This window comes from Paenibacillus sacheonensis (genome assembly GCF_009909195.1).
Taxonomy (GTDB): Bacteria; Bacillota; Bacilli; order Paenibacillales; family Paenibacillaceae; genus Paenibacillus_Z; species Paenibacillus_Z sacheonensis.
This window is the reverse complement of sequence record NZ_JAAAMU010000011.1, coordinates 46,681-70,458: the sequence shown is the minus strand read 5'-3', so window position 1 is coordinate 70,458 and position 23,778 is coordinate 46,681. Positions and strand designations below refer to the sequence as shown.

Below are 23,778 nucleotides of genomic sequence, written 5' to 3'. Positions count from 1 at the left end.
ATAGCGCCAATAGGCCGCTTGTCAATTGGCGGAATTGACATTGGCTGGAATTATATTTCTCGATCGAGTGAAACCCCGTGCCTGAGGTTGGACACGGGGTTTGTTCGAGTCGAGCGGTTGCCGCCGATGAACTATGGGCTGTGGGCTGTGTATTAAGGTGAGATTGCTTAACGATAAGCAGGCGTCAGCGCCGTTCCGCCGAGACCCGTCGGTGCCGTACTGGACTTCGAGAGACAGATTGTATCGGTCTTCGCGCCGTTTTCCCGCACTTTTACGCAGAGCGTATGCGTGCCTGCCGGGATGGACGGCTCCTGGCGCTTTTCGTTCGTGTCCGTCTCTTGAACCGGGCGTCACACCCCGTCCGCGTAGAGCCTGTATTTCAGCGGCGTCACGCCCGTCAGCTTCTTGAAGTCGCGGATGTAGACGTTGACGTTCTCGAAGCCAACCTCGTAGGCGACGTCGGAGACGGACTGCATCGTCTTCTTCAGCAGATGCTTCGAGCGGTCGATTCGCAGGCGCATGAGATATTCCTGCGTGGAGGTGCCCGTCATCCGTTTGAACAAGCGGGAGAAGTAGCTCTCGTTGAACCCCGCGTTCCGCGCGACCTCCGCGACGCTGAAATCCCCGCGTCCGAGCTGCGCCTCCATGAAGACGATCGCATCCTCGATCACCTGCTGGTGATAGTCCGACTTGCGCGCGTTCCCGTGCATGCCCCGGTTCAGCGAGAGTTCCGTCAGAATGCGCATGATGAGCGCCGGAATCGCCAGATCGCTGCGATGGTCGCCGTCCTCGACGCATTTCATCAGCTTGTCGAAGCAATAGTTGAATTCCGAGGAATGCTGCAGGATGACCGGCTGCAGGCCGCTCGGGTTAATCGTCTCGTAGAAGGCCGGACAGCCCGTGCCCTTGATATGCATAAACCGGTATTTCCACGTGCCCGTCGGTCCGGTGTGGTAACGATGGGAGCCGGTACAGTGGATAAGCACCGCTTGGTTCTTCTCCAGCGCATAGCGTTTGCCTTCGTAATGAAGCACCCCGCTGCCCGACTCCGTGTAGATGATCTGGTAGTTCTTCTGCTTCTCGCGTTCCGTATAGAACTTCGCGGCAAAATGGACGTGGCCGATCGTGCAAAGCTGGTACGGAAGCTTGCTGGAGACGGGAAGCGGCGTGAACGGAATGATGACCGGTTCCGCGATATTGTCGAAAAAAAACGTCGTTTTCATCTTCGACACCGTCCGTTCATAAAGTCATATTTCGTATAGAACAGGTAAAGGAAGGTCAATGACTCCGGGCATGAAAGCGCTACAATTTAAGTATATACGGAAGATGCCAAGCAGCGAAACACCGGTTTCAGCACAAAGGAGGAGGAGCTCGTTTGACACAGCAGGAGGGAGCGCGCAATCCGCTGCGCCGCAAATTTCAAGCCAAGCAGCAGACGCTCGGCGTATGGGTGACGCTGGAGAGCCCGTCGATTACGGAAGCGGCGATCATGATGGGCGCGGACTGGATCTGCGTCGACATGGAACACGGACATTTGGGACTCAAGGAAGTCATGGAGCATGTCAGAACGGTACGCGGCTCGAACACGGCGGCGCTCGTGCGGGTGCCGAGCATCGAGCAGGGCATCGTGAAGCGGGTACTCGACATCGGCGCGCATGGCGTGCTGCTGCCGCTTGTCCGGGGGTATGAGGACCTGGCGCTCGGCATGAGCTTCGCGCGCTATCCGATGGATGGCGTGCGCGGCATCGGCGGCGAGCGGTCGGTGAAGTGGGGCATGGGCATGCAGGATTACTTGAAGGACGCGAACGAGGAGACGCTGGTCATTCCGCTGATCGAGACGCGCCAAGCCGTCGAGGACATCGACCGCATCCTGCAGGTGCCGGGACTGGAGGTTATCTTCTTCGGACCTGCCGATCTGTCGGCGACGTACGGCTACTTGGGCGATTGGGAGGGTCCGGGCGTAGCGGAGAAAATCCTTCGCGTCCGCGAGACCGCCGAGCGCGCAGGGGTCGCCTCCGGCATCATGAGCATGAACGAGAGCGACGCGCAGCTGCGGTACGGTCAAGGCTTCAACATGGTCGGCCTCGGTTCGGACCTCGGCCTGATGATCCGCTCCGCAGAGAGCGCGATGCGGAGGCTGGGGCGGGAGACGACGCCGCATTTGTGGTTTTAAGGCGATTGGTTTGCGTAAGGTGATTGGTTTGCGTAAGGTGATTGGTTTGCGTTCGCCGACGGAGGTCGGAGAATGCAGCATTCACCCGCTTCGTGAGCGTGGTCTAGGTTCTGTCTTGCGTTCGCCGACGGAGGTCGGAGAATGGAGAAAAAGTGGACCGGAGGTCGGATTGGAGTCGGAGAAGCAGCTTATGCTTCCGAAGTGGATTTTCTCCGAAAATCCTTAAGCGGTTGCCTTTGTAGTCAGATTTCCACCTCTACTCACTTATATAATCGAGGAAATATGAACTACAACAGCAATCGGAGACCCAAACCGACCGCAGGTCCATGCCTTTGCCTTAAGGTTTCGACCGGTAGGTCCATGCCTTCCCATAAAAGTTTACCAAAACCAAAAAAGAGGTGTGCGCATGAGCAATGAGACAAGATTCGCGAATTTTATCGGCGGCGCGTTCGTGGATTCGACGGCTTCCGGCACGATTGACGTCATCAACCCTTCGACGGGCGAGATTATCTCCCGCATTCCGGACAGCACGGTCGAAGAGACGCGCCATGCCATCGACGCGGCCGAGAGCGCGCAGGCGGCATGGGCCAAGCGTCCGGCGATCGAACGCGCGGGCTACCTGCGCAAGATCGCGCAGAAGATCCGCGACAATGCCGACCGCTTGGCGCACACGATCGCCGAGGAGCAGGGCAAGATCATGGGCCTCGCCACGGTGGAAGCGAATTTCACGGCGGACTACATCGACTATATGGCGGAGTGGGCGAGACGGTACGAGGGCGAGATTATCCAGAGCGACCGCCCGAACGAGCATATCTTCATGTTCAAGATGCCGATCGGCGTCGTCGGCGGCATACTGCCGTGGAACTTCCCGTTCTTCCTGATCGCGCGCAAAATGGCGCCGGCCCTGCTGACCGGCAACACGATCGTCATCAAGCCAAGCGAAGAAACGCCGAACAACTGCTACGAGTTCGCCAAGCTGGTCGCGGAGACGGATCTGCCTCCGGGCGTGTTCAATGTCGTGTTCGGACGCGGCGCGACGGTCGGCCAAGAGATCTCGGCGAACGCGAAGATCGGCATGATCAGCTTCACCGGCAGCGTCGATACCGGATCGCGGATCATGGCCGCGGCCGCCCGGAACATTACGAAAGTATCGCTGGAGCTCGGAGGCAAAGCGCCGGCCATCGTCATGAACGACGCCAACCTCGACCTCGCGGCCAGAAGCATTCGCGACTCCCGCATCATCAACAGCGGCCAGGTGTGCAACTGCGCGGAGCGGGTATACGTGCAGCGCAAAGCGGCGGACGAATTCATCGGCAAGCTGGCGGCGGAGATGAGCAGCGTGCATTACGGCAATCCGCTCGCCGACCTGACGGTCGACATGGGTCCGCTGATCAACGAGCAGGGCTACCGGAAAGTCGAGTCGCTTGTCGCCGGCGCGCTTCAGGCGGGCGCACAAGTCGTGACGGGCGGCAAGCGAGCCGACCGCGGCAGCGGCTTTTACTTTGAACCGACGGTGTTGACGGGCGTGAAGCAGGATTTCGAGATCATGCACAAGGAGATATTCGGACCCGTGCTGCCGGTCGTCGTGTTCGACGATCTGGACGAAGCCGTCGCGATGGCCAACGACTCGGAGTACGGCCTCACGTCGTCCATCTACACGCAGAACCTCGACATCGCGATGCGGGCCTGCCGGGAGATCAAGTTCGGCGAGACGTATGTGAACCGCGAGAACTTCGAAGCGATGCAAGGGTTCCACGCCGGCTGGCGCAAATCCGGCATCGGCGGCGCCGACGGCAAGCATGGCCTGGAAGAGTATTTGCAGACCCGGATGGTGTACATCCAATACGATCTCGGCAAGCAGTAAAGGGCTGCCGTTAGCCTGGGCATGGAGAGTTCGGAAGCCGGCACGGCGCGATCCGCCGGCTCCCGGACCAACGCAAGAGAGAGGGAAGGAGACCGACCGGTGATGAAAACATGGAACGTATGTCTGGTAGGGATGGGCTACTGGTCGGATGTGCATTTTCGCGCATGGCTGTCGGTACCGAACGTGAGGATCGCGGCGATCGTCGACCGCAATCCGCCGAAGCTGGCCAAGAAGGCCGCCCTGTACGGATTGTCGGAGGATCAGCTGTTCACGACGCTGCCGGCGGCGCTGGAAGCGGCAGAGATCGATATCGTCGACGTCATCACGCGCCCGGATTCGCATCTGCAGATGACGGAGACCGCGGCGAGGGCCGGCAAGCACGTGCTGTGCCAGAAGCCGTTCGCGCCGACGATCGCGGAATGCGAGCGCATGGTGGCGATCTGCGAGGAAGAAGGCGTGCGGCTGATGGTTGCGGAGGGCTGGCGCTGGCAGGGGCATTATTTGGCGATGAAGCGGGTGTTGGACAGCGGCGTGCTCGGCGGGGTTTCCTACGCGAAGGTGAGCGCGAAATGGTTCTTCTCGCCGCGGTGGGACGATCCGGCCAAGATGACGCAGCCGTATTTTCGGGAGATGGACCGTCTGCTGCTGTACGAGATGGGGCCGCATTATATCGACAGCTATCGATCGTTATTCGGCGATCCGGAGGGCGTGACGGCGGTCGTGAAACGGGTCAGCCCGCATATCAAGGGCGACGATCTGGCGATTCTGATCCTGCATCATCCCGGAATGACGGGCATGATCGAGGCCAGCTGGGCGGCCCGCGAATTCCGCGACGGCGGCTACAACCAGCCGGACGGCGAGAATCTCATGGAGTACGTCGTCATCGAAGGCAGCGAAGCGACGCTGCGCCTGACGGCCGACGGCGAGCTGTTCCTGCTGCGCACGGACGGAAGCGTCGAACGGGTGCCCCGCGAACCGGAGGAATTCCAGCAGAGCCATAACCGGCTGCATCGGCATTTCGTCGCGGGGCTGGAGAGCGGCGCGCCGTTTGCGACGTCGGGCGAGGAATACATGAAGACGATGCGGATTATCGAGAAAGCATACCAAGTGGGAGAGAAGGTCGAACGTATTGGCTAAAGCAAAATATATGTTTTTCTACGAGTGCAAGCCGGGGTCCGAGGAGGAATACGCCCGCAGGCACGAGAATGTATGGCCGGAGGTCATCGCCGCGCTTAAGAACGCCGGCTTCAGCAACTTCGTGACGTTCATGAAAGGCAACAAGCTGTATGCCACAATCGAGAACGAGCGGGATTTTCACGAGGCGTGGGCGGAGTTCCAAGCCGATCCCGGCACGCAGCGCTGGGAGGCGTACATGTCGGAGGTGCTCGTGACGGACGTGACCACCGGCGGCATGGAAGTGCTGGATAACGTCGTTTTCTTCATGGAATAGAGGGCCTGGCTGCCTGAGAAATAGATACGCAAGCAAATTATAGACAATGGAGGTGCACCCGTGGCGCAATTTCAGCTGGGACTGACGCGGGATTTTCTGAACGAACGGGGCGAGCCCGCGTTCGGATCGACGGGGACGGAGCTGCTCTCCGGCGAAGCGGGAATCGATGCCGGGTATTTCAAGGAACACCTCAATCCGGTGGCGGCGGAGCAGCTGCTGGCCTACGACGGCATTATAAGCCTGACGCCGCGATACACCGCGGAAGCGCTGCAGGCGGCGGCCGACCGGCTGCTCGTCATTGCCCGCTATGGCGTCGGCTACGACATGGTCGACGTGCAGGCATGCACGGAGGCCGATATCGCGGTTACGATTACGCCGCAGGGCGTACGCAAGCCGGTCGCGTACGCGATCATTACGCATTTGCTGGCGCTGGCGCACCGGCTGCCGGTCAAGGGCCGCCTCGTCCAAGAAGGACGCTGGAACGACCGGACCGATTACCCCGGTTATCGGATCACGGGGCAGACGCTCGGCTCGATCGGACTCGGCAACATCGCGCGGGAAATGTTCCGCATGGCGGCGGGCTTCGATATGAAGCACATCGCGTACGACCCGTTCGTCGACCCGGCCGTCGCGGCAGCTGCCGGCGTCGAGCTCGTCGATTTGCAGACGCTTTGCGAGCGTTCCGACTTCATGGCGGTGAACTGCTTCCTCTCCAAGGAAACGTTCCACCTCATCGCCGAACCGCAGCTGCGCGCCATGAAACCGAGCGCGTTCCTGATCAATACGGCACGCGGCGGCATCGTGGACGAGCAAGCGCTCATTCGGGCGCTTGAAGAGGGCTGGATCTGCGGCGCCGGCCTCGACGTGTTCGAGGAAGAGCCGCTCGTCAGCGACTCGCCGCTGAAGCGGATGGATAACGTCGTGCTGACGCCGCACAGCGTGTGCTGGACGTCGGAGATGTACGAAGGCTTGTGGCAGGAGACGACCCAAGCGGTCAAAGACGCGTCGCGCGGCCTGCTGCCGTCGAACGTCGTGAACCGCGACGTGTTGACGCGGCCGGGCTTCCTGAAGAAGCTGGCGCGTTTCAAAGAATAGGAGGATCTGCGCATATGAGCTTGCAAGCCCGAATGACCACGAAAAAACCCGTTACGCCGGAGCAGGTCGAATTCTACCAAACGAACGGCTTCGTGCAAGTGGATAATATCCTGACGTCCGAGGAGTTGGCGGAGCTCCGGGAGATCACCGACGAGCTGATGAGCATGGACAACGATACGCTGCACCATAAGCCGGACCGGCAAAGCCTGTATTTCAAAGTGCTGAACCAGCGCGTGAACGTATGGCGCGACCATGCCCGTTACGGGAAATATTCGTTCCACCCGCGGCTTGCGGAAGCGGCGCGCCTGCTCCTGAAGACGGACGCGGTCCGTTTCTTCCACCACCACGCGCTGATCAAGAATCCGCAGGATTCCAAACCGACGGCATGGCATCAGGATTTCCCGTCGTGGCCGATCAAGGAATCGGGCGCGATGTCCATCTGGATCGCGCTCGACGACGTCGACGAGCATAACGGCTGCATGATGTTCGTGCCGGGCTCGCACAAGGTCGGCAAGCTGAAGCCGCATGATCTGACGGAGCATATCGATCTCGAGGATTTCGCGAAGGGCACGGACGCGGAGAAACGCAATCCCGTCATCTGCCGGATGAAGGCGGGCAGCTGCACGTTCCACGACGGCCTGACGTTCCATTACGCCCACGCCAACAACACGGATCGCCCGCGCCGCGCCTTGGCCATCATTTATTATCAAGACGGCGCTGCCTACGACGGCAAGGCGCATTTGGTGACCGACGGTTATAACCACCCGATCGGCGAGCCGCTTGCCGGCGTGCTTCACCCGATCCTGGCTCGTCAGCCGCTGGCCCGCTAAGGAACAGGCGGTATTGAATGGGAAAGGTGTTTTTGCATGCATGAGAGAGAGGTGAAGAAGCGCATGAAGAACGAGGAGGCGCTATTCGGAGGCACGGGGCTGGTGCGCCCTTTGCGCCGGCTGCGCGCCGGCCGGGTGACCGCAGACTTCATGGAGGACGGATCCTTGAAATATATCCGGTACGGCTCGGTCGAGCTGCTCCGCCACTTGCATCCCACCTTGCGCGATCAAGACTGGGGCAGCGCGGCCGGCGAAGTATCGGAGCTGCGGTTTCATGAAGACGAGGATGCGGTACAAGTTACGTATCGGCTGGATTACCGCGGCGGCGAAGTGGATTTCGGCTGCGCGATCGTCATCCGGCTGTCTTCCGCAGGCCGCGTGTCGATGAGCATGGACGGCGAGGCGAGGAGCGGGTTCCGCAAGAACAGGCTCGGCTTCTGCCTCTTGCATCCGATGGACAGCGCGGGCGCCTGCGTCGAGGCTACGACGCCGGACGGCATCGTGCTCGGCCGTTTTCCCGAGCTCGTATCGCCGGGGGATCCGTTCGCGGAGCTGAAAGCCATGCGGATTTATGCCGGCGGCTTGACGACCCACATCATGTTTCTCGGCGATCTGTTCCAGACGGAGGACCAGCGGAATTGGACGGACGGTTCGTTCAAAACGTTCTGCACGCCGCTTCGGCTGCCGTACCCCGTCGTCATGCAGCAGGGAGAGAAAGTCATGCAGGCCGTGACGATCGACGTGACGGACGATGCGGGTTCGCTCGAAGGCGGCCAAGAGATTGAAGCCGGCAGCGGCACGGCTCGGATGCAAGCGGTCGTCCGAAGGGAGCAGGCCTTCGCGCTTCCCGCGCTCGGCACGCTGCTGCCCCCGATGGACGGCATGCCGCCGGCGCGCGTGGTCGGCCTTCTGCGCGAGCTCGGTCTCTCGCAGCTCCGCTGCGAGGCCGAGCTGTCGCTGCCGGATTGGAAGACGCGCATCGAAGCGGCTGCCGAGCTTGCGCTGGAACTGGGCCTTGCCTATGAACTGCAGCTGATCGCCGAGCCGGACGAGACCGCGCTGCGGGAAGCCGCCGCGGCGATCGCCGCACTTGCGCCCGCTCCGTTGCGAATCGCCGTATTCCCGGCGGCGGCGCTTGACGTGCCGACGACCTCCGCGGAGCTGTACGGCGCTTCGTTGAACGCGTGCAGGTACGTCACGGACGACGGCATGGCGGCGCTGCTCAAACGGCTGCTGAACGAAGCCGCTGCCGCAGCACGAGCAGGTGCCGGCGTCGATGCCGGGGCGGCTGCCGACACGGGTTCCGAAACCGGCGCGGATACAGGATCCGATGCAGGTGGAGGTGCAGTTAGCGAAATCCAAGTCGGAGCTGCTGCGGAAGATGGCGGCAATGCAGGAGGAGCGGTTGTCGAAACCGAAACCGAAGCCGCAGTTGGTGAGGAAACGGGCTCCGGAGGCGGAGCCGAGTCCGGCATCGAAGTCGGCGGCGGCTCCCGCGGGAATTTCGCGGAGCTGAACCGGGTCGCGCTGCCCATGGGGCTCTCCTGGGATTTCGCGGAATTCGCGGTGAATCCGCAGGTGCATGCCTCGGATCTGGCGTCCATCGCCGAGACGCTGCCCGCCCAAGGCATCGTCTGCCGCACGGCCATCGCTTCAAGGCGAGACATGCCGGTACGCATCGGCGCGGTAACGCTGAAGCAGCGAATGAACCCTTACTCTGCCGGCGAAGAGGGCGTCCAACGCTCGCGGGAACGCGGGAATCGGCTGGATCCGCGTCAGTCCTCCTCGTTCGCGGCGGCGTGGCTGATCGGCTCCGTCGCGCAGCTGGCGCGCGAGGGTATCGCCTCCGCCAATTATTTCGAAGCCTTCGGGCCGCTTGGATTTATGGACGAGGACGGCGGGAACGCGTATCCCGTCCACGCGGCGATGAAGCTGATCGGCGAGTTCCGGGAAGGCGAGGCACTGCAGGTCGACGGGCTGGATCCATCCCGCGTGGCTGCATTGGGCTTGCGCGGGAAGGAACGCGTCGTCGTCCTGCTCGCGAATTTGACGGCGGACGAATTGTCCGTCCTGGTGGATTTAAGCGAATGGAAGCAGCCGAACGCGGCAATCTCTCGGCTGCGCGGCGCTTCGTCAGAGGCGGCAGCAGCCGCAGGTGCAGCGGAACGCGCCGAGGAGAGCGAAGAGTCGGCCTCGCTGCAGCCGGACGCGTCCGTAACGCTGCAGCCGTTCGAAACGTACGTGATCGAATTTCGGGCCTAGCGGGCATCCGATGCCGCGTGCCTTAAACTTATCGCTTGGAGGTTATTATGGGAAACGTTCCGATTCGAGTTCACCCTGAGAATAACCGGATTTTCGAGTTCCGCGGCCAACCGCTGATGTTGGTTTGCGCGACGGAGCATTACGGGGCCGTCATGAACCGCCCGTTTAATTTCGAGAATTATCTCGCCGACGCCACGGAGAAGAAACAGACGCTGACAAGGCTGTTCGTCCTGTTCCGCGAGTTTCAAATGACGATCAATCCGTATTCGACCTGCAAGCCGGAGTCGCCGGACTTCGTTACCCCGTTCAAGCGCACGGGGCCCGGCAAAGCGATCGACGGCCAGCCGAAGTTCGACCTGGACGCGTGGAATCCCGAGTTTTTCGATCGGCTGCACCGCTTCCTGTCGCTCGCTTCGGATTACGGCATCATCGTCGAGGTCACCCTGCTCAGCAACACGTACCAGCCTGCCGTGTGGGACCTCAATCCGCTGAACGCGTCGAACAACGTAAACGATGTCGAGACGATCGAATGGATGACCTACAATACGCAGCGCAACCCGAAAATTCTCGCATACCAGCTGGCGCATGTCCGCAAGATCGTCGAAGAGACGAACAAGTACGACAACATCATCTATGAAATTTGCAACGAGCCCGGCGGTCAGTTCGGCGGCGCGGAGAGCGGCCATCCTTCGCCGGCGGAAGTGGATCTCTGGCAAATGGCGATCCGCGACGAGATCCGCCTCACGGAAGCGAATCTGCCCAACCGGCATCTCATCGCAGGGCAAGAGGCGTTCACCTACGAGCCATGGGAGCAATCCTCGGACTATTCGTTCGGCGACTTCGGCATCGAAGTCGTCAATATGCACCCGCTTCCGAATACGACGTACGGCGGCAAGAGCTACCATATGGGCGAATTCATGTCCAAGCAGCTGAATCTGCGCGCGGTCAGGGATTACTGCCTGGCGACCGCAGGCGAGTCGAAGCCGCTCAATTACGACGAAGACAACGTGGCGAGCCAATACAAGGATACCGAGGGCTGGACCATCCATCGCAAACGAGCATGGACCACCTTGCTGAGCGGCTGCCACTACGATTACATCGACTTCTCGATCAACATTTACGTGGAAACGGGCACGCCCGAATCGCAGCGTCATATTCGCACGTGGCTGAAGCACCTGTCCGAATACTTGCACGGTCTCGACCTCGTTCGCGCGCGTCCGCTCACGGACGTGGTCGCGGAAGAACCGGCCCATACGCTGGCGGTCGTCTTCGGCATTCCGGGCGAAGACTACAGCATCTACCTCGCGGACGAGCGCGAGCTCGCCGACGCTGGCGCGGGTGAACCGCTGGAGACGGAACTGCGCGTGCGGCTGCCCGAAGGCGCGTACCGCGTCAGCTGCTACAGCCCGGTTACGGGCATGGGATCGCCATGGATCCGAATCGAAGGCGACGCGAACACGCGGCTCTCGTTGCCGGAGTTCCAGCACGATCTGGTCGTGCGCGTCCGTAAGGTGAAGTGACGCAACGCCAGAACGTTCCGCCGCAATGCGGCTGCATGGAAGAAAGCCCGCTTCGCCTTCGGCGAGGCGGGCTTCTTGCCGTTCGAGTCGGATGCAGGCGAACGACTGGTGATGGAGAGTGCCCTGTAAATTGGCCCGGGGTTGAGTAGATGAGGTGCCAGTCTGCGCGTATCGCAGTGGCTGCGCACCAAAAGGTGCCTGCTTAGCACGTTGCGCAGTGGCTGTGCATCAAGAGGTAGAGGTGCCTTTCTGCGCGTTGCGCAGTAGCTGCACACAGAGACGGTACCAGTCTGCGAATTTTGCGCAGCTTCTGCGCACCAAGGGGTGCTTGCTAGCGCGTTACGCAGTAACTGCATATTAAGTGGCACGTGGTTGAACATGGGCAACGGCTACGTGGTTCGGCTTGCTTCAGCTGTTCAAAATAAGTGCAAAATGCACTTATTTTCGCGAATTAATGGACTCCGAGCGAAATAGATGCAAATATGCACTTATTCAGCCAATATTGCACCGAAAACACGCTAATCCATTAGATTAAGTGCAGATATGCACTTATTTCCAATTTACGGCGAAGATGGAGAAAAATAAGTGCAGAATTACACTTAATTCTGTGGGGCAAGTCGGTCTTCGCAGGATGGGGCAGAACGAGTCGGTTCCTACCGGGGCAAGTCGGTGCCCGCCGAGCCGGTGCCTGTCAAAAGCTCGCAGGTGTCGATCGGCGCCTGCCGATGCCAGCCTGTGCCTGTCAGGAGCCCATCGGAGTCGGTCGGCCTCGCCGATGCCAGCCTGTGCCTTTCGGGAGCCCATCCAAGGCTCTCGCTTCCCCCGCGCTTTTGGCACCGCGCCTCCCGGTGGTATACTGGAGGCAGATTATTTTGGCAGAGGAGCTGCGCATAATGGCATTGGAGATCGAACGTAAATTTTTGCTGGCGGACGAGCCGGAGAACCTCATTCGGGCAGGCGTGATTGCGCTGCTGTCGAAGCGGCGCATTGATCAGACGTACCTCGCGATCGACGCTCAGCAGGAGGTGCGGGTGCGGCGGCTTGTGGACGCCTCGACAGGAGAGGTGCATCACACGCATACATTTAAGGCGGGGAACGGATTGTCCCGGGAAGAGGTCGAGTACGGGATTACGGAAGGCATTTACGAGCAGCTGACGGCCGTTCGGGGACTCGTCCCGCTGACGAAGGACCGCATTACGGCGCAGTGGGGCGACCGCGTGGTGGAGATCGACATCTATGACCAGCTGCAGCTGACCGTGCTGGAAGTGGAATTCGAATCGATCGAGGCGGCGACGGCTTTCGAGCCTCCGGCGTGGTTCGGGCGGGATATCAGTTCCGAGCGGCAGTACAGCAACAAGACGGTATGGCGGGATCTCCAAAGCGGCAGTTTGCAAAGGAAAGGATGATCCGGCCGTGACGACAACGACGAACGATTCCGTTCTCGCGGCCGCGGAGCAGTATGCCCGGGACGAGCTGGGCGGGGACGTGACCGGCCATGATTGGTGGCATATTCACCGCGTCGTCCGCATGGCGAGGCATTTGGCCGAACGGGAGGGCGCGGATATTTTCATCTGCGTTCTTGCGGCGCTGCTGCACGACGTGGCGGACGAGAAGCTGAACGATTCCAAGGAAAGCGGCCTTCGCAAAGTTAGGGACTGGCTCGCCGCCCAGCCGATGGAAGAATCCGATCGCGCGCATGTCATGGACATCATCGCGAACATGTCTTATAACGGCGGCGCCAACCCGCCCATGCGGACGCTGGAAGGCCAAGTCGTGCAGGACGCCGACCGTCTTGACGCCATCGGCGCGATCGCGGTCGCCAGGGCGTTTCTCTATGCCGGCTGGAAGGGCGATCCGATCTACGACCCGGAGCTGAAGCCGCGCGATGCGATGACGCCGGGGGAATACCGGACGGGGAAAAGCACGGCGATCAACCATTTTCACGAGAAGCTGCTGAAGCTGAAGGACCGCATCAACACCGCTTCGGGCCGCGAAATCGCCGAGGAGCGGCATGCCTATATGGCGGAATACGTGGCGCGCTTCATGCAGGAGTGGGACGGAATCGGAAGCTGAGGCGAATCGAGCATTCGGCCGTCGATCGCGAGCGCAGACAGCAGCGTTAAGCGACCCCATTTGCTGCTGCAAAAAAGGCCTGCCGTACTGCGGAATATTCCGTCAGTCATCGGCAGGCCTTTATAGGTTATCGAGAGCTCGTTATGCCTTTTCTAAATCCAGCTCCAGCACGACCGGGCAATGATCGCTGCCCATCACTTCGCAATGGATCTCCGCGTCGATCAGCGCGGGCGCGAGCCTCGCGGACACGACGAAGTAGTCGATCCGCCATCCCACGTTCCGTTCCCGTACCTTCGGCATGTACGACCACCACGAGTAAACATCGCTGCGATCAGGATAGAAATGACGGAAGGAATCGACGAAACCGGCTTCCAGCAGCGAGGTCATCTTGCCGCGTTCCTCCAGCGTGAATCCGGAGTTGCCCAGGTTCGGCTTCGGATGCTTGAGATCGATTTCTTCATGGGCGACGTTCAAGTCCCCGCAGAGAATGACGGGTTTCTTCGCATCCAGCTCCAGCAGATAGTTACGGAAGCGGTCTTCCCATTCCATCCGGTAATCGAGTCGGGCCAGATCGCGTTTGGCGTTCGGCGTGTAGACGTTGACCAGATAGAACGCTTCGAATTCAAGCGTGAGCGTACGGCCCTCGGGCTCGTAATCTTCCTCGATACCGTAGCGGACGGAGATCGGCTCGACTTTGGTGAAGACCGCCGTGCCCGAGTAGCCTTTCTTTTCCGCATAGTTCCAATACGACTTATACGCTTCCCCATGCTCCAGCTGAATCTGGCCTTCCTGCAGCTTCGTCTCCTGCACGCAGAAAATATCCGCGTCCACGGATAAGAAATAGTCCATAAATCCTTTGTTCACGCAGGCGCGCAGCCCGTTGACGTTCCATGAAACCAGCTTCATCGCGGTACAGCTCCTCTATGCCATGTTGGATTTACTGTACCCGCGATGCAGGCGAAGTGTCAACTTGTCCGGAAGACCAAGCGCGGCGCGACCGGAGGTGTTCCGTCCGGCAGCTTGCCCGGCAGACCGCCTGATTTGACGGGCCCTATCCGCTCCTCTATACTATCTTCCAACAAGCATTAACAAGCAGATGGGGGATGGACGGGCATGTCAGCCAGAGCAGGCAAGAAGTTCGAAAATCTAGTGCCGACGCCGATGGACATGAGTCTGGGGACGATCGTCGGCATGCTGCGGGAACAGTTCAAGCGGGATCCGCATCGACAGCCGGCTAAGCCGATTCAGGTCGTACCCTTGACGTTGTCCGAGACGCCTGCGCCGCACGGCATTCAGGTCACCTGGTTCGGGCATTCCGCCTTTCTGCTGGAGCTGGAAGGCAGACGGCTGTTGTTCGACCCGATGTTCTCGGACTCGCCTTCGCCCGTGCCGAGTTTGTTCGGAAGCAAGCGCTACAGCGGGATTTTGCCGCTCGCTCCGGAGGCTTTCCCGAGACTGGACGCCATTATCCTCTCGCATGATCATTTCGATCACTTGGACAAGGCGTCGATTCGCAAGCTGATGGGCAAAACCGAACGGTTCGTCGTGCCGCTCGGCGTACGCGACCGGTTGATTCGCTGGGGCGTGGAGCCGGGACGGGTGACCGAGCATGGCTGGTGGGACGAGCTGGAGCTCGCGGGCTTGCGGCTGGCGTGCGCGCCCGCGCGGCATTTCTCCGGACGGGGGCTGTTCGACCGCAACGGCTCGCTATGGTGTTCGTGGATCCTGATCGGAGCGGAGAACCGGGTGTTCTTCAGCGGGGACAGCGGCTATGCGCCGCATTTCAAGGAAATCGGGGAGCGGTTCGGCCCGTTCGATCTGACGATGATGGAATGCGGACAGTACGACGCCCGGTGGGCGAACATCCACATGATGCCGGAAGAAACGGTCCAAGCCCATCTCGACGTGCGGGGCGGGCTGCTGATTCCCGTGCACTGGGCGGCGTTTACGCTCGGCTACCATGCGTGGGACGATCCCGTCGAGCGCGCCGTTCTGGCCGCCCGCGCGCAAGGCGTGCGGATCGCCACGCCCCGGATCGGGGAGACGGTCGACGCGCGGGCGGACGACTACCCGCAGTCGGCGTGGTGGCGGGAAGCCCGGAACTAACGAAAAACCTCTATATCCTCCGAAAGCTGGGCGTTTGCCGGCTTCGTGGTATAGAGGTTTTTAGTTTGCTAGGAAAGGCTGGCGATTGCGGCGGGTGGGCAGATGCAGATGCGGAATCTATCGGCCTGCTAGGCGCTTGGCCAGTTCAGGGGTGGTCGCTCCGCCCCGCTAGGCGCTCGGCTAGTTCAGGGGGATGATTGCTCCGCCCGCTAGGCGCTGGGCTGATTCAGCGAGATTATCGCCCCGCTAGGCGCTCGGCAGGCTCAGCGAGATCAACGCCCCGCCGGCCGGGCGGTTGCGGGCGGCGATTCGCCCGCCGCAGCGCTCGACGATCGCGCGGGAGATGGCGAGACCGAGCCCCGTCTCCCCGTCCTTGCCCTTCACGAAGCGGTGGAAGAGATGCGGCAGCAGGCTGTCCGGGAATCCTTTGCCGTCGTCGGCGACCGTCAGGGTTACCCGTCCGCCTTCGGCGACGCCGATCTCGATGACGATGGTCCCGTTTGCGTAACGCGTGGCGTTCGAGACGATATTCAGCAGCGCCTGCAGCAATTTGTCGCGGTCGGCCTTCACGTACAGTTCGGCCTGGCTTTCGTCCTTATAGACGGTTTGCAGCTCCAGCCCCTTCGCGGCGAGAATCGGATTGATGCGTTCGATCGTCTCCGTCACGACTTCCCGCACGTGGACGGCCGACGGATGGAAGATATCCTCCTCGCTGTCGAGCTTGGCCAGCAGCGTCATCTCCGTGACGATCTTCTTCAGCCTCCCGCTCTCGCTCAGGATGATGTCCAGTCCTTTGCGGGAGCCTTCGCCCTCGAACACGCCGTCGCGAATGCCTTCCGCGTAACCGGCGATCGACATCAGCGGCGTCTTCAGCTCATGGGACGCATTTTGGAAAAACTGCTTCTGCGCGCGGTTGTGCCGCTCCAGCTCCTCGGCGAGCTCGTAGACGGTTTGCGCCACGGCTCCGATTTCTCCGCCGGCCTTCACGAGGCCGACCTCGCCGAACTTCCGCTCCCGCACCTTCTTCAGCTCTTCCCGCAGCCGCATGAGCGGACGGATCAGCTTGCGCGTAATCAGCAGGCTGAACAGCAGGGCGAGCGCGCCGCCTGCGCCGAGCACGATGAGCAGCCTGCCGAACAAAGCCTGTTCGATCGCCTTGATCTTGCTCACCGGCGTCAACAGCGTAAGCGTCCCCTGCGGCACCTTGTTCACGTCCACGATATAGCCTCCGGCTTCACCGGATTTCGTCACGGTCGAAGCGGCCAATGTCGCGTTCTTGACCACGATCGCGCCGTCCGGGGCGTTCGAGTCGTTCCGCTGCAGCACGTTGCCCTGCGAATCCGACAGGATGACGTGGACGCCGGCGGGCGCCGCGGATGTCATCGTCCACGAGTACGCGGCGTCGACAGGCTTGCCAGCGACCAAGGTCGTTGGCGGCATCGGCGCGTTGAAGGTCCGTACGCTCATCGACGAGGCCATCGAGGTTCCCAGCGTGCGAAGCTGGTCCTTCTGCGAAGAGATGAAGTGATCCATCAGCACGTAATGAATCATAACGGCCGTAAACCCAAGCACGGCGACAAGCAGCAAGCCGAACGCCAAATTGATTTGATGAACCAGTTTCATTGTTGTTCCCCTCCGTCCGCCCGCAGCCGATAGCCGTGTCCCCAGACCGCCTCGATCGGCAGCTGGCCCGCCTTCTTGCGCAGCCGTTTAATGAGATGATCCACCGCCCGGTCGCTGCCGAAATAATCGTCGCCCCAGACGAGGACGAGCAGCTCTTCCCTCGTAAAGGCGCGGTTCGGATGCTCGGCGAACGCGCGCAGCAGATCGAATTCCTTGAACGTCAGATCGAGCTCGTCCTTCCCCAAGAACGCGCGCCGTTCGTCCGGCAGCATCCGAAGCGTCCCCGCGTCCACGGTCGACTGCGCGGATGGAGCTGCGGCCGCCGATTCATCGGCACGGTGCTTGTACCAGCGCTGAAGCTGGCGCTTGACGCGGGCGACGAGCTCGCGCGGGCTGAACGGCTTGACGAGGTAGTCGTCGCCGCCCAGCTCGAGCCCGAGGATCTTGTCCACCTCGTTGTCCTTGGCCGAGATCATGATGATCGGCACTTCCGCTTCATGCCGGATGCGCCGGCACAGCTCGTACCCGTCCATGCCGGGCAGCATGATGTCCAGCACCCACAGATCCGGCGGCTGCTCCAGCCAGAGCGCCCAGGCTTCTTCCGCCGAGCCGAGCCCGACCGTGCGGTAATTCTCTTTATGCAAATACGCCTCCACAAGCGCGCGAATATTGGAATCGTCGTCCACGACGGCAATCGTAAAATCGTTCAAGGCGCGAGCCTCCCTTTTCAGGAATCTGCGTTCATTATACCAACTCGGCCATGCTGAATGGGCGCGTGCCATCGTTTTTCCACAATTCCACCAATGGCCTGCCACACTTCTTCGGTAGGATGGAACCTGTAAGACAAACCAACCCGCTTAGGAGTGATCGTTATGAAGAACAAACGTACCGCAGCCAAAATCGCAGCCGCCGCTTTGATGTTATCCGCTATCGCCAGCCCGATGGCCGCCAATGCCGCTACTGTCGCGACGGCCCCGCTGTCGAAAGCTTACACGGCCGCATTGACTGCCGCAGGCGAAGGAGGTCCGGCGCTCGCTGTCAGCGCATCCGCCGCCAAGGAAGCCGTTCGCATTTCTTTATCCGATCCGCTTGCTCTCGCCAAGCAATATGCGCCTGATACCGTTCCAGCCTGGGAGCAAACGCTCGCGGCCTATGACAAGCTGAGAAAAGACACGTTGACGTTCACGGCGATAAGCCCGGCGAAGGGAGCAGGCGACGCGATATTTAAAGTAGACGGCGTCGATGCCGGCAAGGCCGTGACCGTGACGGCTCCCGAGGGCGGCATCGTGAACGGGCAGTTCAAAGTCGAGGGCAAACCGGTGACCGGTACGGCCGCGCTAAGCAGCATCGCCTTAAAAAGGGTTATCTCCGATGACGGCAAGTTCGTGACCGTTACGGACGACGAAGGCAACGTCGTGTTCAAGGCGCCGAATGCCGGCGACGGCAAGCCCGTGTTCACGACGAGCGCGGCAGGCAGCGCGTTGGGCGTATCGGTATCGTTTTCGGCGGCCGCTAAAGCGGAGCCCGCCGTACAGTCCGGAGATCTTCTCAAAGCCGTCGGTCCAATCAGCCTGACCAAAGGCGCCGACGCTGCAGGCACGATTGCGATCACGAAGGAAGACGGCGACGGCAAGGCCGCGTTCACGCTCCGTGCGGCAGGCCCGATCGACGATCCGTTCTTCAACGGTCAGATCGCGCTGTCGAAAGCGGCTGACGCCAAAGATGCCGAGGCCATCAAAGCCGCGTTGTCCAAGCTGCTGGACCTGTACAAAGCGGAAATCGTCAAGCTGCAGCAAGCCGAGTAGTTTTGGCTGGCTTCGCTTCAAGCAAGGCTGCCGCGCGGCGTCCATGCGAGCCGAACCGGGCGAGAACGCATCATCAAACTAACGCCACAGGGAACTAACCGGACGCCGGGGCACAACGCGAAGAACCTCTATCCTCTGCAAGCAAGAGGGAGATAGAGGTTCTTTTCGCTTGCGGCGGAGGCGGGCGGACATGCTAGCATCTCATCCTCCCATGCACAAAAAGAGACCCGCCGCGCGCCAAGCCGCGCACGAGAGTCTCTTTCCCTGATCATTCGCTTAAGCCGGGAGGACCGGCTTCGCCGCTTCTTTCACCCAATCGTGGACATGCGCCCACCTGTCCCATTCGGACCGGACCCAGGCCTGAATCTTGGCGTCGCGGGCCGCGCCGGGTTCAGCCTGCAGCACATCCTGCACGGTGACGCCGCCGGACGATGGGGGCAGAGCCAATTCCGGCCAGTCCGCCTTCAGTCTGCCCAGTTCCATATGGGCCTGCTGCACCTGCCTGCCCGTGAAGCCGCGCTCCACGACAAGGTAGAGACCGATCAGCGAGAAGGCTGCCGTAATCGGGCGCATCCCGCCGCCGCAATGCTGCGCGCCATAGGCGTCCAGCGCCAACTGATGGATGAAGGCCTCGTATCCGTGCGCGGAGGTATAGACGGAGAGCTGATGATACAGCTCCATGCATTCGCCGGACGCATGAAAGCGCAGCGGCTCCTCGTAAGACCGGTTCGGGAGCAGCAGTCCGCAGCCGGGACATTTAACGATGGAATGTTTCATGGGCAGGGCACCTCCTGGAAGTTGAGCCGTCCGGCGAGGGGAGACAAAGCATGCCGGAAGCATGAGCGTACGCTTGCTTACAAGGGGGCATCGGACAACGGCGGCGGGTCGGCGAAACGGATGCGTTGTTCCTGCGCGGCGTCGGCCGCGAAGGCAAGGAGCCTCCTGCCCTCGTCGGCCAAGGCGGCGCGGTCGTTCTCCGCGAGCGGCGCGAAAGGCGAAACGACAAGCTCGGCGGCATCTTTCTCCCGTTCGATCGTCCACAGCCCGCCCACGAAGCCGTCCACGAGAAAAGCGGACCGGATGATGCCGTTCTCGGTAAAGACCAGCGGGCGGTAGGCCTCCGGCATAATGCGCGAGCGATCGGCGTGCGAGAGCAGGATGCCGTCGAACTCCGCGAGGAAGCGCACGGGCGCGGGCTCGGATTCATCCGGCAAGGGAGCGTCCGGGACGTCGAACAGCTCGGTGCCCTCCTCGCCTTGGAAGACGCGCAGCTGCGGCCGCAGCGCCTCGACGATGCCGCGCAATCCCGTCAGACCCGACCAGGCGGCCATGTCTTTGACGGAAGCGGGGCCGAACGCCGCAAGGTAACGCAGCAGCAAGGAGCCGGCATCCGCTTCTTCCTCGGAGGGCGGGCTCTGCATCCGCAGCCATGCTTCCGCGGACGTGTGCGCGGCCGGAGCGCTTGCGCCCCAGATGCCGCGGGGCGTTACCTGCACGAGCGGCACATAGGACCGCACCGCGGCGGCAAGCGCCGGCGCTTCGCGCTCCGGCCAATGCCCCTTGCGCAGCCGGGCGCCGATTTCCGCGAGCGTGAGCGGCCGCTCCTCTACGAGCGCGCGGCCCGCCGCGGCGAGCGCCGCCGGATCCAGCCCCGCGAGCTTGCGTCCGAAATTGCCTTTCAGCATGCGTTCGTGCACGGATTGCAGGATATAGCGCAGCGGCAGGCAATCGCGGGCGGACACGAGATGAATGGTCGAGCGCATGAGCGACAGTCGGACCGCCTTCCGGTCTGCTAACAGTTGAGACAGGTCATTCGTTTGGAATGTTTCAAGCCTGGACCATAATCCGGCGTACGGAGCTGTCGGCACCTGCGACTGCATGCCGACAAGGTGCTCAAGGGCGGCGATCGGCGATAGAGGCGACCGTTCGAGCAGCAGCTGCCGGGCTAGAAGCGCCCGATTGAGCGCTCGCCGGCTGAGCACGGGAACGGGATCCGATGCTTCGCGCAAGCGGCGTTTCGGAAGTGCGGCAGGCAGGTTTTCCATAGGAGTCACTCCTTTCCGGATAGTGGATATACGCCGCCGAATTGGCCGCGGGTTCATTATTTAGGAAACCGGGGTATGCTACTTACTAACGAGCGACAGCCGCGGGCGACGCGGCGGGAAAGCGGGAACCACGATGAATTCAAAGCGAGCGTACAGCCTCCATCATACCGCATCCGCGGACGGCACGAGGATCGGTTACCGCAGGAGCGGAAGCGGACCGGGTCTTGTCCTCGTGCACGGCGCCTTCGTCTCGGGCCATGAATACGAGAAGCTGGCCGCGGAGCTGGCGAACGACTTTACCGTCTATAACATGGATCGTCGGGGCCGCCTGTACAGCGGAGCGCAGGGCGAGCGATACGGCATCGGGAACGAGTGCGAGGATGTCTTGGCGGTGGTGCTGGAGACCGGAGCCGCCTACGTGTTCGGTCACAGCTACGGCGGTCTGATTGCGCTCGAGACGGCACGGGCGTATTCGGATGCGGTTTCGAAGATTGCGGTGTACGAACCGACGGTCTCGGTCGGCGGCAGTTTTCCCTCGGGCTGGATGCCGGATTACAAGCGCGCCATGGAACAGGGAAGGGATTTGAGCGCATTCGTCCACTTCATCAAAGGCGTCGGCGTCTCCGAGCCTTTTGCGCGGCTGCCCGCATGGCTGATCAAGCTCGCCCTGCTGCCGTCCCTCATCTTCTGGGAAGGGCGGAAGCTCAGGGAGAAGCTGCCGACGCTGATCCGGGAAATGAACGAAACGTTCCGGCTCGATTCGACCGCCGGCCGTTATGAAACGATCAAGGCCCCGGCGCTCGTCATGGCAGGCAGCAAGAGCCCAGCCTTCATGCAGATAGGCGCGCGTGCGGCAGCCGATGCCATCCGGGGAGGCAGCTTCATGCAGTTGGAGGGTCTCGGACATAACGCGCCGGATTTGTTCAACCAACGGAGAATCGCAGCGCAATTGAAAGCCTTCTTTTACAAGGCGTGAACCGTTCCTGCCCTCGAAGAAGCGACAAAGAACCTCGGAATTCCGCTGCGCACGGCGGAGATCGGAGGTTCTTCCTGGTGTCCTTCCTTAAGGAGGCCGTCCCCTGCAAGCAGGCTTGGGCGATTTACTTCCATTATAGCGGAACGGGAACCCCCGTCTACCGCTAGTTTTGGGGGATATTAGCGAAATTGCTCGCGGAGGAATAGAATCCGCTCGCGGTTCTGGGCTTCGCTCACCTCGTGACCGCTGAACGGGTAATCCTTGATCGTCTTGTCCGCCGCGATGCGGTTGTAGACGGCATAGATCGTTTCGGGCATGCAGACGGGATCCTTCCAGCCCACGGATATCAGGACGGGCACTTTGATCCGGGGCGCCAGGTTCAGCATGTCATAACGGGCGATCGTCCGCAGCACGTCGTCCAAGCGTTCGGGATAGCGCTTCGCGTAGTGCGCGAGCTCCGTCAACGAGCTGTTGGAATTCAGGATTCCGAAGTCCATATGGCATAGGTTCGGAATATCGGCGACGATCGCCGTCGCCTTGGGATTAAGCGCCGCGGAGATAAGCGCGAGCCCGCCGCCCTGGCTGCCGCCCACGACGGCCAGCTTCGACGCATCGGTCTCGGGCTGCGCGGCTGCCGCATCGATGGCGCGGACGGCGTCGATCGTCACCGCATGGTAGTACGAGCTCAGCGGCTCCGTGACGTTGCCGGACACCCAGCCTTTCACGGCGCCTCCGCGGAGCGGAAGGTGATTGCCGGTCTCGCCGCCTTGGCCGCGAACGTCCACGGCGAGCACGGCATAGCCTTGCAGCAGCCAGCTGGCGTGCCGCTCGGGATAGCCGCGGTCGTCCGTGTAACCGGGGAAGACGACGACGCAGGGAAGCGGGGCCGCCGAGACTGACGCGTTCGCCTCGTTCCTGCCGGCAGCCGGCACCATGAACCAGCAGTGAATCGGCGTGTCGTCATAGCCTTTGTACGTCAGATGGTTGACCGCAACGCCGGGGAACGGCGATTCCGCCGGCTCGCGGCGAATGTCAAGCGGCTTGTCGGCGTAGTCCTCGAGGGCGGCATTCCAAAAGGCATCGAGTTCGGCGGGATCGATGGTGAGCGGGGCCGCGAAGCTCTCCAGTTCCGTTTTGCGTCTGGCAATGGCATGATTCATTCGAATGGTTCCTCCTAGAGCCGTTTTCTCCACCTTATCACACTCGGCGTTAACCATCCGCTAAAATGTTCATTCCGTCGCCGGAGGACCTTTCCGTCCGTCCCCCATGACCGGCGCGCAATCCGAAAAAGCCCCATGAAACCGACCGCGGACGCGGGGTTCTTGGGGCTGCGTATGTCGGTTGGGGGTCGGATGCCGCGATAGGTGCCGTTACTTTGCGGCGGCGGCAGCTTGGCTGTCGATCAGCGCGTTAGCCGCGTCGGAGAACGATTGCGGCTTGAATTCTTCTTTGTTGATATAAGCGACCATAGCAGCGCCGCTCCATAACATCCGCAGCTGTTCCGTCAGCTCCCGGGGCTTGGGCAGTCCGGCTTCCCTGGCCATATCCTCGATATGGTTCCAGACCTCGTTCCGGCTGTCCAGCGCCTTGACGTGGTCGGGATGATCGGTCTCGGGAAACTCCACGGCCGTATTCATGAACGCGCAGCCCCGGTACGTCGGGAGCTTCATGCGATCCGCCGTATATTCCATCAGGTAGCGCAATTGCGCCAGGACGGAATCCGGACGCTGCTGCCTGGCATGCGCGATGTTTCCCATGACCCGTTCGCGATGAAGCTCCAGGTATGCCACCACCAAATCGTCCTTGGTCGCGAAGTTCCGGTAGAAGCTGGCCTTGGCTACGCCCGATTCCTGAATGATGCGGTCGATGCCGACCGCCCGGACGCCTTCGCGATAAAATAATTGTTCCGCCACCCGCAGAATGCGTTCCTTCGCGGTCAATTTCTTTTCCATTAGC

The 23,778-nt window shown here is 61.4% G+C and carries 21 protein-coding genes; 13 read left to right on the top strand and 8 right to left on the bottom strand.

The window, feature by feature from the left end; all coding sequences use genetic code 11:
- Positions 1–350: 350 nt before the first annotated feature.
- Complete coding sequence (locus GT003_RS20000; protein ID WP_161701109.1) at positions 351–1,223, bottom strand: AraC family transcriptional regulator; 873 nt, start codon at positions 1,221–1,223, stop codon at positions 351–353.
- Positions 1,224–1,375: 152 nt separating this feature from the next.
- On the opposite strand from GT003_RS20000, the gene GT003_RS19995 reads away from it, so the two are divergent.
- The 10 genes from GT003_RS19995 to GT003_RS19950 all read left to right on the top strand — a co-directional run bounded on the left by GT003_RS19995 (position 1,376) and on the right by GT003_RS19950 (position 13,267).
- On the top strand, positions 1,376–2,173 hold the full coding sequence (locus tag GT003_RS19995) for an HpcH/HpaI aldolase family protein (protein ID WP_161701107.1): 798 nt from the start codon (positions 1,376–1,378) through the stop codon (positions 2,171–2,173).
- Positions 2,174–2,579: 406 nt separating this feature from the next.
- Complete coding sequence (gene aldA, locus GT003_RS19990) at positions 2,580–4,037, top strand: aldehyde dehydrogenase (protein WP_161701105.1); 1,458 nt, start codon at positions 2,580–2,582, stop codon at positions 4,035–4,037.
- A gap of 102 nt (positions 4,038–4,139) precedes the next feature.
- A complete protein-coding gene (locus GT003_RS19985) occupies positions 4,140–5,174 on the top strand; it encodes a Gfo/Idh/MocA family protein (RefSeq protein WP_161701103.1) in 1,035 nt (344 codons plus the stop codon).
- A complete protein-coding gene (locus GT003_RS19980; RefSeq protein WP_161701101.1) occupies positions 5,167–5,487 on the top strand; it encodes an L-rhamnose mutarotase in 321 nt (106 codons plus the stop codon). Before GT003_RS19985 ends, GT003_RS19980 begins: the two co-directional genes overlap by 8 nt.
- 60 nt (positions 5,488–5,547) lie before the next feature.
- Positions 5,548–6,582: an NAD(P)-dependent oxidoreductase gene (locus GT003_RS19975; RefSeq protein ID WP_161701099.1), complete on the top strand. Its 1,035-nt coding sequence runs from the start codon at positions 5,548–5,550 to the stop codon at positions 6,580–6,582.
- Positions 6,583–6,596: 14 nt separating this feature from the next.
- Positions 6,597–7,412 (top strand): phytanoyl-CoA dioxygenase family protein, encoded by an 816-nt coding sequence (locus GT003_RS19970; protein ID WP_161701097.1) that lies wholly within the window; start codon positions 6,597–6,599, stop codon positions 7,410–7,412.
- Positions 7,413–7,448: 36 nt separating this feature from the next.
- The gene (locus tag GT003_RS19965) at positions 7,449–9,674 is read left to right on the top strand and encodes a D-apionate lactonase family protein (protein ID WP_161701095.1); all 2,226 of its coding nucleotides are present in this window, start codon (positions 7,449–7,451) and stop codon (positions 9,672–9,674) included.
- 47 nt (positions 9,675–9,721) lie between these two features.
- The gene (locus tag GT003_RS19960) at positions 9,722–11,194 is read left to right on the top strand and encodes a DUF6298 domain-containing protein (protein WP_161701093.1); all 1,473 of its coding nucleotides are present in this window, start codon (positions 9,722–9,724) and stop codon (positions 11,192–11,194) included.
- 893 nt (positions 11,195–12,087) lie between these two features.
- Positions 12,088–12,600, top strand: a complete 513-nt coding sequence (locus GT003_RS19955; protein WP_161701091.1) for a CYTH domain-containing protein — start codon at positions 12,088–12,090, stop codon at positions 12,598–12,600.
- Positions 12,601–12,607: 7 nt separating this feature from the next.
- Positions 12,608–13,267 (top strand): HD domain-containing protein, encoded by a 660-nt coding sequence (locus GT003_RS19950; RefSeq protein ID WP_161701089.1) that lies wholly within the window; start codon positions 12,608–12,610, stop codon positions 13,265–13,267.
- Positions 13,268–13,408: 141 nt separating this feature from the next.
- On the opposite strand, the gene GT003_RS19945 is transcribed toward GT003_RS19950, so the two are convergent.
- The gene (locus GT003_RS19945; RefSeq protein WP_161701087.1) at positions 13,409–14,173 is read right to left on the bottom strand and encodes an exodeoxyribonuclease III; all 765 of its coding nucleotides are present in this window, start codon (positions 14,171–14,173) and stop codon (positions 13,409–13,411) included.
- Between the two features lie 207 nt (positions 14,174–14,380).
- Between GT003_RS19945 and GT003_RS19940 the strand changes: the two genes are divergently transcribed.
- Positions 14,381–15,373 carry an MBL fold metallo-hydrolase gene (locus tag GT003_RS19940; RefSeq protein ID WP_161701085.1) on the top strand — a complete coding sequence of 331 codons (993 nt, stop codon included), beginning with the start codon at positions 14,381–14,383 and terminating at the stop codon, positions 15,371–15,373.
- A 246-nt stretch (positions 15,374–15,619) separates the two neighbouring features.
- On the opposite strand, the gene GT003_RS19935 is transcribed toward GT003_RS19940, so the two are convergent.
- Both GT003_RS19935 and GT003_RS19930 read right to left on the bottom strand, forming a co-directional pair.
- On the bottom strand, positions 15,620–16,996 hold the full coding sequence (locus tag GT003_RS19935) for a sensor histidine kinase (RefSeq protein WP_161701083.1): 1,377 nt from the start codon (positions 16,994–16,996) through the stop codon (positions 15,620–15,622).
- Positions 16,993–17,706 (bottom strand): response regulator transcription factor, encoded by a 714-nt coding sequence (locus GT003_RS19930; RefSeq protein ID WP_161701081.1) that lies wholly within the window; start codon positions 17,704–17,706, stop codon positions 16,993–16,995. The genes GT003_RS19935 and GT003_RS19930 overlap by 4 nt, the downstream gene beginning before the upstream one ends.
- A 162-nt stretch (positions 17,707–17,868) precedes the next feature.
- Between GT003_RS19930 and GT003_RS19925 the strand changes: the two genes are divergently transcribed.
- Positions 17,869–18,801: a hypothetical protein gene (locus GT003_RS19925; RefSeq protein ID WP_161701079.1), complete on the top strand. Its 933-nt coding sequence runs from the start codon at positions 17,869–17,871 to the stop codon at positions 18,799–18,801.
- 276 nt (positions 18,802–19,077) lie between these two features.
- Here the strand turns inward: GT003_RS19925 and GT003_RS19920 are convergent, their stop codons facing one another.
- Positions 19,078–19,578 (bottom strand): DUF5946 family protein, encoded by a 501-nt coding sequence (locus tag GT003_RS19920; RefSeq protein ID WP_161701077.1) that lies wholly within the window; start codon positions 19,576–19,578, stop codon positions 19,078–19,080.
- A gap of 77 nt (positions 19,579–19,655) precedes the next feature.
- Complete coding sequence (locus tag GT003_RS19915; protein WP_161701075.1) at positions 19,656–20,846, bottom strand: winged helix DNA-binding domain-containing protein; 1,191 nt, start codon at positions 20,844–20,846, stop codon at positions 19,656–19,658.
- A gap of 133 nt (positions 20,847–20,979) precedes the next feature.
- On the opposite strand from GT003_RS19915, the gene GT003_RS19910 reads away from it, so the two are divergent.
- The gene (locus GT003_RS19910; RefSeq protein ID WP_161701073.1) at positions 20,980–21,822 is read left to right on the top strand and encodes an alpha/beta fold hydrolase; all 843 of its coding nucleotides are present in this window, start codon (positions 20,980–20,982) and stop codon (positions 21,820–21,822) included.
- A gap of 179 nt (positions 21,823–22,001) precedes the next feature.
- Here the strand turns inward: GT003_RS19910 and GT003_RS19905 are convergent, their stop codons facing one another.
- A complete protein-coding gene (locus GT003_RS19905; protein ID WP_161701071.1) occupies positions 22,002–22,982 on the bottom strand; it encodes an acetylxylan esterase in 981 nt (326 codons plus the stop codon).
- A gap of 210 nt (positions 22,983–23,192) precedes the next feature.
- Positions 23,193–23,774, bottom strand: coding sequence for a TetR/AcrR family transcriptional regulator (locus tag GT003_RS19900; protein WP_161701069.1), 582 nt, complete (start codon positions 23,772–23,774; stop codon positions 23,193–23,195).
- Positions 23,775–23,778 lie beyond the last annotated feature (4 nt).